The organism is Pseudarthrobacter sp. TRD_SC_9 (genome assembly GCF_055361265.1).
Genome location: NZ_CM143956.1, coordinates 2686840 through 2701399 on the forward strand (window position 1 = coordinate 2686840; position 14560 = coordinate 2701399).

The 14560-nt window shown below is 63.9% G+C and carries 15 protein-coding genes and 1 riboswitch; of the genes, 7 read left to right on the forward strand and 8 right to left on the reverse strand.

Going from position 1 to position 14560, the window contains the following annotated elements; genetic code table 11:
* Positions 1-82 precede the first annotated feature (82 nt).
* The 4 genes from ACWA13_RS12450 to moeB form a co-directional block, all read right to left on the reverse strand.
* Positions 83-1186, reverse strand: a complete 1104-nt coding sequence (locus ACWA13_RS12450) for a LacI family DNA-binding transcriptional regulator (RefSeq protein WP_463934516.1) — start codon at positions 1184-1186, stop codon at positions 83-85.
* 77 nt (positions 1187-1263) lie between these two features.
* On the reverse strand, positions 1264-2160 hold the full coding sequence (locus tag ACWA13_RS12455) for a PfkB family carbohydrate kinase (protein WP_463934518.1): 897 nt from the start codon (positions 2158-2160) through the stop codon (positions 1264-1266).
* An 87-nt stretch (positions 2161-2247) separates the two neighbouring features.
* A complete protein-coding gene (locus ACWA13_RS12460) occupies positions 2248-3270 on the reverse strand; it encodes an SIS domain-containing protein (RefSeq protein ID WP_463934520.1) in 1023 nt (340 codons plus the stop codon).
* 121 nt (positions 3271-3391) lie between these two features.
* The gene (gene moeB / locus ACWA13_RS12465) at positions 3392-4591 is read right to left on the reverse strand and encodes a molybdopterin-synthase adenylyltransferase MoeB (protein ID WP_463934521.1); all 1200 of its coding nucleotides are present in this window, start codon (positions 4589-4591) and stop codon (positions 3392-3394) included.
* Positions 4592-4674: 83 nt separating this feature from the next.
* On the opposite strand from moeB, the gene ACWA13_RS12470 reads away from it, so the two are divergent.
* The 3 genes from ACWA13_RS12470 to ACWA13_RS12480 all read left to right on the forward strand — a co-directional run bounded on the left by ACWA13_RS12470 (position 4675) and on the right by ACWA13_RS12480 (position 6100).
* Positions 4675-5370: a TetR/AcrR family transcriptional regulator gene (locus ACWA13_RS12470; RefSeq protein ID WP_463934522.1), complete on the forward strand. Its 696-nt coding sequence runs from the start codon at positions 4675-4677 to the stop codon at positions 5368-5370.
* A 108-nt stretch (positions 5371-5478) separates the two neighbouring features.
* Entirely contained in the window at positions 5479-5703 is a 225-nt protein-coding gene (locus tag ACWA13_RS12475; RefSeq protein WP_463934523.1) for a DUF3107 domain-containing protein, read from the forward strand.
* 91 nt (positions 5704-5794) lie between these two features.
* A complete protein-coding gene (locus ACWA13_RS12480; RefSeq protein WP_463934524.1) occupies positions 5795-6100 on the forward strand; it encodes a hypothetical protein in 306 nt (101 codons plus the stop codon).
* Between the two features lie 47 nt (positions 6101-6147).
* Here the strand turns inward: ACWA13_RS12480 and ACWA13_RS12485 are convergent, their stop codons facing one another.
* The 3 genes from ACWA13_RS12485 to thiO form a co-directional block, all read right to left on the reverse strand.
* Entirely contained in the window at positions 6148-6987 is an 840-nt protein-coding gene (locus ACWA13_RS12485; protein ID WP_463934525.1) for a thiazole synthase, read from the reverse strand.
* Positions 6988-6989: 2 nt separating this feature from the next.
* The gene (gene thiS / locus ACWA13_RS12490) at positions 6990-7226 is read right to left on the reverse strand and encodes a sulfur carrier protein ThiS (RefSeq protein WP_463934526.1); all 237 of its coding nucleotides are present in this window, start codon (positions 7224-7226) and stop codon (positions 6990-6992) included.
* Positions 7223-8521, reverse strand: a complete 1299-nt coding sequence (gene thiO / locus ACWA13_RS12495) for a glycine oxidase ThiO (RefSeq protein WP_463934527.1) — start codon at positions 8519-8521, stop codon at positions 7223-7225. The genes thiS and thiO overlap by 4 nt, the downstream gene beginning before the upstream one ends.
* Positions 8517-8636: riboswitch (TPP riboswitch) on the reverse strand. It overlaps the preceding gene by 5 nt.
* Positions 8637-8662: 26 nt before the next feature.
* Between thiO and thiE the strand changes: the two genes are divergently transcribed.
* From thiE to ACWA13_RS12515, 4 genes are all read left to right on the forward strand, one after another.
* Complete coding sequence (thiE, locus tag ACWA13_RS12500) at positions 8663-9340, forward strand: thiamine phosphate synthase (protein ID WP_463934528.1); 678 nt, start codon at positions 8663-8665, stop codon at positions 9338-9340.
* Between the two features lie 48 nt (positions 9341-9388).
* Positions 9389-10891 (forward strand): RNB domain-containing ribonuclease, encoded by a 1503-nt coding sequence (locus ACWA13_RS12505; protein ID WP_463934529.1) that lies wholly within the window; start codon positions 9389-9391, stop codon positions 10889-10891.
* Positions 10892-11179: 288 nt separating this feature from the next.
* Positions 11180-12994, forward strand: a complete 1815-nt coding sequence (locus tag ACWA13_RS12510; RefSeq protein ID WP_463934530.1) for a DEAD/DEAH box helicase — start codon at positions 11180-11182, stop codon at positions 12992-12994.
* Between the two features lie 5 nt (positions 12995-12999).
* On the forward strand, positions 13000-13872 hold the full coding sequence (locus ACWA13_RS12515) for a DNA-methyltransferase (RefSeq protein ID WP_463934531.1): 873 nt from the start codon (positions 13000-13002) through the stop codon (positions 13870-13872).
* 73 nt (positions 13873-13945) lie between these two features.
* On the opposite strand, the gene ACWA13_RS12520 is transcribed toward ACWA13_RS12515, so the two are convergent.
* Positions 13946-14554: a MarC family protein gene (locus ACWA13_RS12520; protein WP_463937924.1), complete on the reverse strand. Its 609-nt coding sequence runs from the start codon at positions 14552-14554 to the stop codon at positions 13946-13948.
* Positions 14555-14560 lie beyond the last annotated feature (6 nt).

Sequence of the window (14560 nt, forward strand, 5' to 3'; positions counted from 1 at the left end):
GCCAAGTATTGGAATTTGTGATACCGGTACCACAGTGAATCATGCTTTTTGGAACGTGGGAAGGGTTCTTACGGAATTTGTACTAGCTGCGCCGGGTGGCGGGCACCGGGCCCACCGAGGACCGGGCAACCAGCACGGACGGCAGCACCTGCTTCACCGGGGCCGGGTCCGCGCCGTTGATCCGGGCAAGCAGCCGCTGTGCTGCCACCGCCCCCAATTGCCGCATGGGCTGCTGGATCATGCTCAGCGGCGGCTCCATGACGGCCGCCCAGGAGCTGTCGTCAAAGCCGATGAGGGATACATCCTCCAGAACCTTGAGGCTGTGTCCGCGGAGCGCATGCAGGGCACCTACCGTGGCCTCGGCTTCGGTAGTGAAGATGGCGGTGGGCGGATCCACCAGGGCCAGCATGCCGCTGATCGCCCTGGCGGCCTGCGCCTCGTTTTTCAGGACATGGGTCACCAGCGATGTGTCGAACGGGATGCCCGCCTCTTCAAGCGCATCAAGGTAACCACGTAGGCGCTCGCCGTCACTCCACAGCGCCTCATCGAGGATCCTGTGCATCTCCTCAAGCCCGGTGGCGGGGCTGAGGGTGACCGGACCCCAGGCGAAGGCAATCCTGCGGTGGCCCTGCCGGATCAGCAACGTCACCGCGGAGCGGGCCGCCTCACGGTTGTCGATCACCACGGAATCGGTGTCCAGGCCATCGACCAGCCGGTCGATCAGGACCACCGGTATTCCCCGCTCCATTGCGTCGGACAGGTGCGAGACGTCGTCCCCCCTGCCTGCGGCAGAAGCAACGACCAACCCGTCCACCTGCTTGGCCAACAGCAGCCTGATGGCATCCCGCTCGAGGTCCAGCTTCTCGTCCGTGCTCAGGATGATGGCATCGTAGCCGGACAGCTTGGCCGTTTCCGAAATGCCTTTCAGCACTCCGGAGAAGAACGGATTGGCCACGTCTGCCAGCACGATACCCAGCGTCTTGGTGATTCCGGTGGTCATGCTCCGGGCCAGGGTATTGGGCGTATAACCCAACCGTTCGGCCGCACGCATCACCTTCGCGCGGGTGGCGTCACTGACAGAACCGTAGTTCCCAAGAGTCCGCGCTACCGTTGCCCTGCCCACTCCGGCCGCGGCAGCGACCTCGGTGATAGTCGGAGCACCGGCGTGATGCTGGTCTTCCTGCATTCAGTCCCCCTCTTTTGGAACCCGGAGCTGTGGTTCCTGCCCATTCCCGTGATGAACCCCATGCGGCGATCCCTGCATCAGATCCTAGTTGCTGCGGACGGGGCTGTTTGTGCATCAACGGGCAGTCCATAGCCGAAGGCCCCCTCGACGTAGCACTGCTCCGCCGCGAGGCCCGCCGCGGCGGTCAGCGCCCGTTCCACTGCTGCCGGGGACGGCACGGAGCTGCGCGTCCAGCCGTCGTCGAGCAGGGCCAAAACGAGACCAGTGAGGAACGCATCCCCGCAGCCCATAGTGTCCGTGAACCGGCGGGGATCGATCGGCACCGCGTCCTGCACGAAGAAGCGGTTGCCGTCGAACAGCAGCGCGCCGGCCGCTCCCCTGGTCCCTACAGCCAGCGAAGCCCCCGCCGCCACCGCCCCCCGGAGCTGGCACTCCGCCAGTGACGCTGCCTGGTCTCCAAAGGAAAACAGCGCGAGGTCAACGTACGGGGCCGTCTGTCGCAGGTATCTCTCCGAGCGGCTTTCTGCCTCGGAGGAGTAGTCGAAGCTGACGAGAGTGCCCGCTGTCCGCAAGGCAGGCAACTGCGTTTCACACGCCGAATAGACGCTTGAATGCACCAGGTCTGCAGTGCCCAGGTAATCAAGGTCATCTGGCTCCAGGACGAATGGCTGGCTGATGGTGACGCCACCGTCATTCCACCCCAGGAACTCGCGGTCGCCGTCGACCACCCTGATTTCGGTGACCCCGTTGGGACCGTCCCGGACAACACAACGGCCGGCCTCCACGCCTTCCGCTTCGATGGCAGAGCGGACAAAACCACCCAGGGAATCGGAGCCGAAAACCCCAAGATAGCCTGCCTGGGCGCCGCTCCGGCGGGCCAGCACTGCAACATTGACGCAGTTTCCGCCCGGATACATGACCTGTCGGTCAAGGAAGCGGTCTACAATATTGTCGCCAAACCCGATGACTTTCATGCTGTTCCTGTCTTGACGCCGGCCCCGGCTTTCTTCCCCGCGGCACCGGATATCCGGTGCCTGTGATGACGTGCGAGGCCGTACCGCTCAGTACTCAACGACCCGGTAATAGCGCCGCAGGTCCAGAGAGTGGTTGCGCATCCGTTCCAGGTGCTTGCTCACCCTGTCCAGCACGGTGTCCAGGACCAGCGGCCCCAGCAGGGAGCGGAAGCGGGCACTGATGCCGGGCAGCTCATAATCCTTGGTGTCGAAGAGGGTGGTGTTCTTGTTGTAATTATCCGCAAACTTCACCACACGCTCCATCAGGGGACGGCTCTCGTCCTCGCCCAGAAGGAGCATGAGGCTGGTGCTCTCTTCGATCAGCTCCAGCGAGCCGTGGAAGAACTCCGCGCCGTGCACCCGCGTCGTTTTGAGCCACTGCATTTCTTCGAGGATGCACATGGAGTAGAGATAGGTCAGGCCCCAAAGGTTTCCGGCTCCGACCAGGAAGTGGAAATCCGCATCCTTGTTGCGTTCCGCGAAGGCCTCCGCCGCGGGCTCGGCCTGGCGGGCCACCTCCACGAGGATTTCCGGGATGCCCTGCAGTTCCGTGACCAGTCCGCCGTAGCCTTCAAAGTCGCCGCGCGCTGCCAACAGCCGCGTGCACAGGAGCAGCAGGGGAATATCGAAGGGCCAGGTCTTGGGCTCGGTGATCATTGCGAGATCCAGTGCCCGGGCGAACGGACTCTCGCCAAACCCCGTGAAGCCAACGGTGTAGGCGCCCTGGGCCTTGGCGAATTCGATCGACTCGATAATGTCCTCCGTGGTCCCGGACACCGAGGCGAAGACTGCAACGGAGCCCTGGCCGAACCCGGGATCGGCGGTAAGCATCAGTTCCTTGCCGATGGCGGTCCGGACGGGCAGTGTCGAGCGCGAACGGATGAAGTGCTCGTAGGGCAGCATCGCCGCGTAGGTGCCTCCGGCCCCGATCAGGAAGAGGTTCTCAAACCCACGCTCCTGAAGGGAATCGACCAGTTGCTCAATCTGCGGTTGCAGCGCGAGGGCACTCCGGGTCTGGGTGAGAAATTCTTCTTCGTTGAAGCCAAGCACGGGCAGTCCTTTCATTGACATGGGATTGGTTCTGATACTTGTTGATACCGGTATCAGACCCTGGTCGTTATCGTTTCATGCGAATCGATACACGTCAATAGGTCTCTCCGGTCCCGTCCAGGGACCGGATACGCACGTTCCTTCAGTACACCGGCTTGTCCGGTTCCACATCGCTGACCCACGCCAGGATGCCGCCCTCCAGGTGGCTCACCCGCTCATATCCGGCATTGCGGGCCGCCGCCAGGACATTCGCTGACCGTGTCCCGGCCTTGCAGTGGAAGACGATGTCGCGATCCTGCGGCAGTTCGGCCCAGGCTTCGCCGGCAAGTATCCGTCCCTGCGGGATCAGGACCGATCCGTCGATACTCACGATGTCGTGTTCACCCGTCTCCCTGACGTCCACCAGCTCAAAATCCTTGAGCCCCGCCTTGCGCGCCGCGAGCATCGTGGCCAGCTGCGTAGCAGTGACCGTATGGCTGCTGTCCGTTGGGGTTGTGGGTTCGATACCGCAGAACGCCTCGTAGTCAGTCAGTTCGGTAACGCGTTCCGCTTCAGGATCGCGTTCCACCCGGATCTCGCGCCAGCTGCCGCCCAGCGCATCGAACAAGGCCACCCGGCCCAGCAGGGAACGGCCGACGCCGGTAATCAGCTTGACCGCCTCAGTCACCATCAGGGATCCCACGGCAGCGCAGAGCATGCCAAACACGCCACCTTCGCCGCAGGACGGCACCGATCCGGCGGGCGGAGCCTCCGGGTACAGGTCCCGGTACGTGGGGCCGTGCTGTTCCCAGAACACACTGACCTGGCCGTCAAAGCGGAAGATTGAGCCCCAGATGTAAGGCTTGCCGAGAATGGCGGCAGCATCATTCACCAGGTAACGGGTGGCGAAGTTGTCCGCACCGTCGAGGATGAGATCGTATCCGGAGAAAAGCTCCAGCGCGTTGCCGGCGTCCAGCCTCATATTGTGCAGGCGCACCGTAACCAGCGGGTTCAGTGAGGCTATGGCGTCCCGGGCCGATTCAGTCTTTGGCCGGCCCACGTCCTCCACCCCGTGGATCACCTGACGCTGGAGGTTGCTGGGGTCAACGGTGTCGTCGTCAACGATGCCGATTGTTCCCACTCCGGCAGCCGCCAGGTAGAGCAGGGCAGGCGAGCCCAGCCCGCCGGCACCGATGACCAGCACGCGGGCGTTCTTCAAGCGGCGCTGACCGATGCTTCCGATTTCGGGAATGATGAGGTGGCGGGAGTATCGCTCCACCTCATCCGTGGTCAGTGCGGCGGCTGGATCAACCAGCGGATCCAGCTGTGCAGTGGTGGCAATTGACGGGATTGTTGAAGCCATACTTCAATGTATGCCCCCGGATACCGGCAGGTCATATTACCGGGAAGTAAAGTGGTCATAACAGCAAGTGAAAGCAGGGCACAGTGGGCACTCCAGGACCCGTTGAACGGGCGCGAAGCCAAAATGGATCCGTCGCCGCCGCTCCCGGTACGCCGGCCACCGCCCAGGGGCGGCCAGCCGGCCAGCGCTCGGCACGGCTCCCCCGCGATGAGCGCCGTGCCCAGCTGCTGACGGCAGCGCTCGAAGTCTTCGTTGCGAACGGGTACCACGCTGCTGCCATGGACGAAATTGCGGAGACCGCCCAGGTCAGCAAGCCGGTCCTCTATCAACACTTCCCGTCGAAACGGGAGTTGTACCTCGCCCTCCTGGAGAGCCATCTGGCGTCGCTAACGGAGCTGATGCTGAACGCCCTTGCCTCCACCCATGACAACAAGGAACGCGTCCAGGCAGTGATGCGCGCCTACTTCCAGTTCATTGCGGCAGACGATCAGGCGCACCGGTTGGTTTTCGAATCAGACCTGATCAACGATCCGGACGTCAGTTTCCGACTGGAAGTCTTCAACAAGACCTTCGCCGACGCTGTGGCGCGGGTTATTGCCGAGGACACCAAACTGCCGGAGCTGGAGGCCCAACTGCTGGGACGCGGGCTGACCGGGATGGCCCAGGTCAGCGCCCGCTATTGGCTCGAAACCGACGGCGACCTGGACCTCGAAGTGGCCAGTGACTTGATTTACCGTTTAGCTTGGCGCGGAATCTCTCGTTTTCCCAAGGAGACCTAGACTACAACTGGAGTCTGCAGCTAATCACTGCAAGTGACTGAGATCCGCGAAAACACGGATTTGTCCAAAGACGGAACACTGTAACTTTGATCGGCTGGGAGGCCTCCTGTGGAAGTAAAGATCGGCATTCAGAACGTCGGCCGGGAAATTGTGCTGGAGTCCACGCAGGACGCTGATGCCGTAGCCAAACTTGTGGCTGACGCCATCGGCCAAGGCAGCGAACTGCGCCTCACGGACGACAAGGGCCGGGTGGTCATTGTTCCTGCAGCAGTGTTGGGCTATGTGGAAATTGGTGCCGAAGAGCAGCGCCGCGTGGGCTTCGGCCAGTTCTAGCCCCAACAGGGCTGGTTCCCGTCCCGTAGGTGGACCGCTCCGACTAAAGTCGGGGCGGTCCGGTTTTCGCAGCATTACCCAAGGAGAATTCATGCTTTCGCTGGTGATTGTGGTCCTGGTCCTGGTGGCCGCCGGCTTCATCGTGTGGGCGAACGACAAGCGCCATACGAAGTACGGGATGGCGCTCCCTGCAGGAGTTGCCGTAGCCGTCGGCGTGTTGACCTGGATCATCTGTATGGCGGCAGGTTTCTCCTACCGGCCCGGCCTCACCTGGCTCCCCTGGGTCCTGCCCATGGCGGTGGGCTCGGCAGCAGCGGCAGGCGCAGCAGTCTATCTGGGACGCACCCGCCACGTCCGGGACATCCATCGGCTCACCGAGATCCTGCGTCGCCAGTAGGCGCCCTCTACAGAACAAAGCCAGCCACGCCCGGCAGATATTCCGTCCTACAGGAACTCCGCCCGGCCCTCCATTGCTGAAGACGCCAGTGCGTGCTCCCGGCGAGGAATCCGCCCTGCCAGCCTTGCGAGCCGCCCGGCCTGCACTGCGTGCCTGAAGGCCGTGGCCATCAGCACCGGATCCTGCGCCCGGGTTACGGCTGTTGCCAGCAGTACAGCGTCACAGCCCAGCTCCATCGCCAGCGCTGCGTCCGATGCCGTGCCAATGCCGGCGTCCAGGACCACCGGCACAGACGCCCTCGAGACGATCAGTTCGATGTTGTGCGGGTTGAGTATGCCCAGGCCGGTCCCGATCGGTGAGCCCAGCGGCATAACTGCCACCGCCCCCAGGTTTTCCAGCCGCAGGGCCAGTACAGGATCATCATTGGTGTAGGCGAAGACCTTGAAACCGCGGCTAACCAGCTGTTCCGTGGCCTCTACAAGTTCGACGGCGTCCGGCAGCAAGGTGTGCTCGTCCGCGATCACCTCCAGCTTCACCCAATCGGTTTCCAGGGCTTCCCGGGCCAGTTCTGCGGTTAGGACGGCATCCCTGGCAGTGAAGCAGCCGGCGGTATTGGGCAGGACCCGAATGCCCTGGTCCTCCAGCAGCTGGAACAGGGACCCCGTCTCCGCCGGCGAGTACCGCCGCATGGCAACGGTGGTGAGTTCAGTTCCGGAGGCCACGAGCGCTGCACCCAGCCCATCCAGGCTCGGCGCGCCGCCGGTCCCCATGATCAATCGGGAGCCAAGTTCGACGCCGTCAATCACGAGCGGCGCCACGGCCGCCTCAGCGGGGGTGCGTGCCGCCGTCGACAGTTCGTTCACTGGTCGGGTCATCTGTTCAGACATTCCTAGCCTCCTTGTACTGCTGTAACAATTTCCACGTCGTCGCCGTCCGCGAGCGCCGTTGCTGCCCACTGGCTGCGCGGCACAACGGCTGCATTGCGGGCTACCGCCACTCCGAGCTTGCGCCCGTCCGTGGCCTGCCCGTTGACTGCCAGCGGACGGCCTGTCAGCCGGGTGACCAGGGCACTCAGTGAGGTACCGGGGTCCAGCGGAAGGTTTTCGCCATTGAGGGTGATGTTCATCGAGTTTCCTGTTGTTCGAACGGAAGATCCTGTAATGGATAGCGGCCTGGTCCTGATGGTGCCGCGGCTGTTGAGAAGCGGTCCGGGAGGAAGGCCTTCCAGCGCGGGTCCGGCTCCCCGTCGGCCAGTTCGCGGCAGATTCTGGCCGCCACCGGGGCGAGCAAAACTCCATGGCGGAAGAATCCGGTGGCAATCACCAGGCCCTCAACGTGCCCGGCAGCCGAACCTACTCTGCCCAGGAACGGCGCATTGTCGGGGGTGGCGGGCCTGGCGCGGGCAGTGCTTTCCAGCAGTTCGAGCTCTGCGACGGCAGGGACCAGCTGCTGGGCATCGCGAAGCAACTGGTATACGCCTCCTGCCGAGACGGCATTAGACCCGCCTCCGAACGCGTGGCCGGACAACCTGTCTTCGCGCTGGGTGGCCCCGATCACCACCGTCCCGTCGGTGCGCGGCACGATGTATACGGGAACGCCGTGCACCAGGCCGCGGATGGTGGCGGTCAGCAGGGGCAGCAGATGCTCAGGAACACGCAGCCGCAGGATGTCGCCATGGACCGGCCGCAGGGGCAAGTGCAGTCCATCGGGGAGGCCGGCCAACTGCCCGGCATGCAGTCCGTTCGCCACGATCGTCTCGCCGGCAAGCACCTCTCCCCCGCCGCGCAGGCGCACCCCGGTGACCTTACCGCCGTCGTACATCAGTTCTTCGGCCGCCGCCTGGATGGCAAAGCCGCCGGCGGCGTTTTCGACGCCTGCACTGCCGCCCTGTTTCCCGCCCAGGGCGTCCCGGAAAGCCTTGATCAGCAACCGCGGATCCACCTGGTGGTCGTCGGGGGTATGGAGGGCGCAGGAAATACCGGGGCTCAACAGCGGCTCGCGGCTGCGGGCTTCCCTGATGGTCAATGGCTCCACGGCGAGGCCGCGCTCCAGCTGGACCCGGCGCAGGTCAAGGAGCGCCGTGCGGTCCGCGGCGCCGGCACCTACGGTGAGGGTCGGCGTCGTCAAATATCCGGTGGCCGTTCCAGAGCTTAGGGCGAGGGCCTCCGCGAAGCACGGCCACAGCCCGGAAGATTCCACCATCAGCTCCAGGAGGTCCTCTTCCTGGTAGTGGTATTCGCTGACCGCGGCGAGCATTCCGGCGGCCGCCCAGCTGGCGCCGGAGCCCGGAGCATCATCGATCAGTGCCACAGAACGGCCGGTGCGCTGGAACTCCCAGGCCACGGCGTGGCCGATCACTCCTGCGCCGATCACGGCGACATCGGCACGGAAGCTTTGTGCCGTGGCGGCTGCAGCGTCCATCCTTGGATTCCTTCCCTACGCCGGTACTAGCCGGATCAGGTCAAGCGGTCGGCTCTGATGCCCTCTCAGCCAAGCCGTCTCCATGACGGTCATATTGGCTCCCGCAGTACCTCCCCAGCTTAGAGGAATTAGGCTGGATCCATGACAGCCCGCCCGGACCTCAGCTCTGCCCGCCTCTACCTCTGCACCGATGCCCGCACCGAACGGGGCGATTTCGAAGCCTTCGTTAATGCCGCTTTCGCGGGCGGCGTGGACATTATCCAGTTGAGGGACAAGACCATTGAGGCCGCCCAGGAGCTGGAACTCCTGGAGGTGCTCAGGCGGGCTGCCGAACGTCATGAACGGCTGTGGGCGGTAAATGACCGTGCGGACATTGCGCTGCTCTCCGGCACCCCTGTTTTCCATGTTGGCCAAAAGGACCTGCCCACGGCGAAGGTGCGGAGCCTGCTTGGCGCAGCACCCATCGTCGGCCTGTCCTCACATACGCCGGAGCAGGTGGACGCCGCCATCGCCGATGCCCGCACCGGAAACCTGGACTACTTCTGCGTCGGACCAGTCTGGGCCACCCCCACCAAGCCCGGACGCGCCGCCGTCGGGCTCGATCTGGTGCGGCATGCTGCCGCATCCGCCGGAACGGGCGGCACCGATGTCCCGTGGTTCGCCATTGGCGGGATTGACCACGGCAATGTGCGCGAAGTAGTGGCGGCGGGTGCCGGCAGGATCGTGGTCGTACGGGCTATCACCGAAGCCCGGGATCCCGCGGAGGCCGCCGCCGGCCTCCTGTCAGTGCTCAACGCCGGGATGCGGGCCAGCGCCTAGCAGTGTGCCGGCGAGACGCCACGGCAAAACCGGGTTACGCTAAATTTCGTGTCGCACCATCGCCTGGGACCCAGCGTCCATGACCGGAATAACGCCCTTGCCGAAGCTCTGAGCGGGCTGCGAACAGAGCTGGAGCTGCCGGGACCCTTCCCTGACGATGCGCTCAAGGATGCCCTCGAGTCCGTGGAAAACCACAGGCTTCCGGAGTTCGATCTGACGCACGTTGAATTCATCACCATCGATCCCGCCTCTTCGACGGACCTGGACCAGGCCCTGTACATCGAGCGCGCGGGCCAGGGTTACCGGGTGCTCTACGCCATTGCGGACGTCCCTTCCTTCGTCGCGGCTGGTGGACCGCTCGACGCCGAAACCCGCCGCCGCGGACAGACCTTCTACGCGCCGGATGGCCGGATTCCGCTCCATCCGGAGGTCATCAGCGAGCAGGCCGGCAGCCTCCTGGCGGACCAACTGTGTGCGGCCTTTGTCTGGGAATTCGGGTTGGCCGCGGACGCCGGAGTCGAATCGGTGAGCGTACGCCGGGCTGCCGTGCGCAGCCGGGCCAAGCTGAGCTACGCGGGAGTGCAGGCGGAGCTGGATGCCGGCACGGCCCGTCCCATGCTGGAACTCCTGAAGGAGGTGGGCCTCAAACGGGTTGAACTGGAAAGGGCCCGCGGCGGAGCCAGCCTGAACATGCCAGAGCAGGAAATCGTGCAACTGCCCGACGCCGGTTACCGGATTGCCGCCGCACCGCAGCTTCCGGTGGAGGACTGGAATGCCCAGCTTTCGCTGATGACAGGTATGGCAGCGGCGTCCCTGATGGTGGCTGGCAAGGTGGGGATACTGCGTACCATGCCAGCGCCGGACGAACGGTCACTGCGGCACTTTAAGCGGCAGACCACGGCCTTGGGCAAGCCCTGGGATGATTCCCTCAGCTACGGCGAATACCTGCGTACCCTGGATCCCGCTGATCCCCGGCAGCTGGCCATCCTGCATTCGGCGGGGATGCTGTTCCGCGGCGCAGGCTACACCACCTTCGACGGCGCCGTCCCGGACAATTCCGTGCAATCAGCCATCGGTGCACCCTACGCCCACACCACTGCGCCGCTGCGCCGGCTTGTTGACCGGTTTGTGCTGGTGATCTGTGAGGCCCTGAGCAACGGACGCGAAGTCCCGCAGTGGGCCCGCGAGGCCCTCCCGGAGCTCCCGTCGATCATGGCATCCTCGGACCAGCTGGCCGGGAAGATGGAGCGGATGGCCCTGGATACCGTTGAGGCGGCCCTCCTGGTCAACCACATCGGCCAGGAATTCGACGCTACGGTCATCTCCGGTTCCAAACCCGCCAAGGCAAACGGCGGCAATGGCAACGGCGCAAACGGCAACGGCAAGTCCAACGGCAACGGCAACGGCAGGCCGTCAGGGATTATTCAGATTGCTGACCCAGCGGTCACTACGCGTTGCTTCGGCGAGATGGAATCCGGCACCCTGGTCCGCGTCCGCCTGGTCAGCGCTGATATTGCCGCCCGGCAGGTTCACTTCGAACTGGCGGACTGAGCTTGCGGAGCGGCGAAATGCCGGGTCGTCAGGTAATCCCTACCCGTACGGCTAGACTGGAAGGGTAGAAATGGATGCCCGGTCGTTGATTTTGCAGAAAATACAAATTCAACAAGCCCGCCCCTACGCGATCTTGAGAAACACCCGTTGGTCACCAGTGCCAGCATCAGATAGCCCGCGATCGGCTTCCACTGGAATTGCCTGCGTGTCAGAGCGTGCTCCGGAACGGCCCACCCGGCCGCACCGTTGAGCAGGCCGCGCAGCCCAAATGAATAAGGAAACTCCACTGTGAGTGAATTGCATACCCACCAGCTTTTGACTGATGAGTCCGGCCTGGAAATCCTTGAGCCGGAAGAAACCATCATTTCCGACGAAAAGCCGCACGAAATCGAAGCACTGACCTTTGCGGACTTCAAGGTCCGTGCCGACATCGTTGAGTCACTTGCCGACGCCGGCATCACCCATCCGTTCCCCATCCAGTCCATGACCCTGCCCGTGGCGCTCTCCGGGCACGACATCATCGGTCAGGCCAAAACCGGAACCGGCAAGACCCTGGGCTTCGGCATCCCGGCCCTGCAGCGCGTCGTGGGCCGTGACGATGCCGGCTTTGACAAGCTTCCCGTGCCCGGAGCCCCGCAGGCCCTGGTTATTGTTCCCACCCGTGAGCTCGCCGTCCAGGTGGCCAACGATCTGCAGACTGCGTCTCGTAAGCGGAACGCCCGTATCGCCACCATCTACGGCGGCCGTGCCTACGAGCCCCAGGTTGATGCGCTGCAGAAGGGCGTCGAGGTTGTGGTGGGTACGCCAGGCCGCCTGATCGACCTCTACAAGCAAAAGCACCTCAATCTGAAGAACGTCAAGATGGTCATCCTTGACGAGGCCGACGAGATGCTGGACCTGGGATTCCTGCCGGACGTCGAGACCCTGATCGCAGGTACTCCCGCGGTCCGCCAGACGCTGCTGTTCTCCGCCACCATGCCTGGTCCGGTCATCGCCATGGCCCGCCGCTACATGACGCAGCCCACGCACATCCGTGCCGCCGATCCGGACGATGAAGGCCTGACCAAGCGGGACATCCGCCAGCTCATCTATCGTGCACACAGCATGGACAAGATCGAAGTTGTTGCGCGCATCCTGCAGGCCCGCGGCCGCGGCCGCACCATCATCTTCACGAAGACCAAGCGCACCGCAGCCAAGGTTGCCGAGGAACTGGTAGACCGCGGCTTCGCTGCCGCCGCCATTCACGGCGACCTCGGCCAGGGTGCCCGCGAACAGGCACTGCGGGCCTTCCGCAACAACAAGGTGGACGTCCTGGTGGCCACCGATGTGGCCGCCCGCGGCATCGATGTTGACGACGTAACGCACGTCATCAACTACCAGTGTGTCGAAGACGAGAAGATCTACCTGCACCGCGTAGGCCGTACCGGCCGTGCGGGAAACAAGGGTACGGCCGTGACGTTCGTGGACTGGGACGACATGCCGCGCTGGGGGCTCATCAACAAGGCTTTGGGGCTCAGTGTTCCCGAGCCCGTGGAAACGTACTCATCCTCGCCGCACCTGTTCGAAGAACTGGACATTCCCGAAGGCACCAAGGGACGCCTGCCCCGCGATAAGCGCGTTCTGGCCGGCGTTAACGCCGAGGTTCTCGAGGACCTCGGTGAAACCGGCAAGAAGAACACCCGTGCAGGATCCGGTGCCGGTGGCACCACACGCGGCGGAGACCGCCGTGGGGACAGCCGTGGCGACCGCGGGGACTCCAAGGGTGGCCGGGACGCCGGTCGCAGCGGCGGCCGCAACAGCGGTGACAGCGGACGTGGAAGGAACCAGGAGCGTGACGGAGAAGTCGCTGGGCGCCGGCGTCGTCCGTCAGCTGAAAGCACCTCCGTGGAAATTGCCTCTGAGCGCACTTCCGCAGCGAGCGCGTCCAACCAGGGCACCTCCACTGCTGCTGCGGGGACATTTGCTGATTCCGTTGCCAGGGCAGACGCCGAACAGCCCTCCCGTGCCCGTCGCAGCCGGACCCGCACCCGTCGCCGTAATGGCGAAGTGGTTACCAACGGCGAATCGGACGGTGCCGGACAGAGCAGCACCGAGGCACTCTAGTCAGAATGGCCGAATCCGTCTGGGCGCCGGACGGCAGCAACCTGGTGGTTCATGCGGACAACGCGACGTTCCTCCCGACGCTGCCGGACGGCGCCTTCACACTCATTTACGTGGATCCGCCATTCAACACCGGCAGGGTCCAACGGCGCCAGGAAACCAAGATGGTGTACTCGGAGGATGGCGACGGCGACCGGGTCGGCTTCAAGGGCCGGTCCTACAGCACCATCAAGGGCGCCCTGCACCGCTACGACGACGCCTTTAGCGACTACTGGGCTTTCCTGGAACCGCGACTGGTCGAGGCGTGGCGGCTGCTGGCCGATGACGGCACCTTGTACCTTCACCTGGATTACCGGGAGGTTCATTATGCCAAGGTCATGCTGGACGCGATCTTCGGCCGCGAATGCTTCCTCAACGAAATCATCTGGGCGTACGACTATGGTGCCCGGGCCAAGAACCGGTGGCCCACCAAGCACGACAACATCCTGGTGTACGTCAAGAATCCGGCGCGGTACCACTTCGACAACGCCGAGGTAGACCGCGAGCCGTACATGGCGCCAGGTCTGGTGACGGCTGCCAAGCGCGAATTGGGCAAACTGCCCACCGATGTCTGGTGGCACACCATTGTTTCCCCAACCGGCAAGGAAAAGACCGGCTATCCCACCCAGAAGCCCGAGGGCCTGGTGCGGCGCATCGTCTCCGCCTCAAGCCGCCCTGACGACTGGTGCCTTGACTTTTTTGCAGGATCGGGCACGTTGGGCTCGGTGGCCGCCAAACTGGGCCGGCGCTTTATCTGCGTGGACCAGAACCTGCCGGCCATCGACGTGATGTCCAAGCGGTTGGGTGCCTACGCTGAGATCCTGTCCTTCCCGCCCCACTGAGTCGCACTTAACGTCGTTATCGGCCGTGATAACGACGTTAAATGCGACCTATATGGGTCACCGGATTCCGGGATCAGGACCAGCTCTGGATAAAGGCGTGGACGGCGTCGGCAATCATCTGAACGGCAATGGCGGAGAGCAGCAGACCCGCGATCCTGGTCACCAGCTCCACGCCGTTTTCGCCCAGAACCCGCTGAACCACTCCGGCAAACCGCATGGCCAGGTACAGCGAGGCCAGGGTGGCCGCTATGCCCAGGCCTACGGCCAGGAATTGGGGAGGGGTCGAAGACTGCTGCACAAACACCATCACGGCCACAATTGCGCCCGGTCCGGCCATCAACGGGGTGCCCAAGGGGACGAACGCCACGTTCTTGTATTTGGCCGCATTCTCCTCGCCGCTGGTTGAACCCGTCAGGAGCTGCAGCGCAATCAGCAACAACAGCAGCCCACCGGCACCCTGGAGCGCGGCCAGCGAGATGTGCATGTAGTTCAGGATGGACTGCCCGAAGATGGCGAAGGCTACGATCACTCCGGTAGCCACGAGCAGTGCCTGCAGGGCGGAACGGTTGCGGTCTTTTGCGCTCATTTGAGCGGTCAGCGACATAAAGATGGGCACTGTTCCCGGTGGATCCATGATGACAAAGAGGGTAACGACGACGGACGCCAGCAGCTGCAGGTCGATCCACTC

What these genes read in the sequence shown, in the direction of transcription:
- ACWA13_RS12455 (WP_463934518.1), bottom strand. Translation starts at nt 2,160, where the DNA reads ATGAAAGTCATCGGGTTTGGCGACAATATTGTAGACCGCTTCCTTGAC.
- ACWA13_RS12460 (WP_463934520.1), bottom strand. Translation starts at nt 3,270, where the DNA reads ATGTCAATGAAAGGACTGCCCGTGCTTGGCTTCAACGAAGAAGAATTT.
- ACWA13_RS12485 (WP_463934525.1), bottom strand. Translation starts at nt 6,987, where the DNA reads ATGTCTGAACAGATGACCCGACCAGTGAACGAACTGTCGACGGCGGCA.
- thiO (WP_463934527.1), bottom strand. Translation starts at nt 8,521, where the DNA reads ATGGACGCTGCAGCCGCCACGGCACAAAGCTTCCGTGCCGATGTCGCC.
- moeB (WP_463934521.1), bottom strand. Translation starts at nt 4,591, where the DNA reads ATGGCTTCAACAATCCCGTCAATTGCCACCACTGCACAGCTGGATCCG.
- ACWA13_RS12515 (WP_463934531.1), top strand. Translation starts at nt 13,000, where the DNA reads ATGGCCGAATCCGTCTGGGCGCCGGACGGCAGCAACCTGGTGGTTCAT.
- thiE (WP_463934528.1), top strand. Translation starts at nt 8,663, where the DNA reads ATGACAGCCCGCCCGGACCTCAGCTCTGCCCGCCTCTACCTCTGCACC.
- ACWA13_RS12480 (WP_463934524.1), top strand. Translation starts at nt 5,795, where the DNA reads ATGCTTTCGCTGGTGATTGTGGTCCTGGTCCTGGTGGCCGCCGGCTTC.
- thiS (WP_463934526.1), bottom strand. Translation starts at nt 7,226, where the DNA reads ATGAACATCACCCTCAATGGCGAAAACCTTCCGCTGGACCCCGGTACC.
- ACWA13_RS12450 (WP_463934516.1), bottom strand. Translation starts at nt 1,186, where the DNA reads ATGCAGGAAGACCAGCATCACGCCGGTGCTCCGACTATCACCGAGGTC.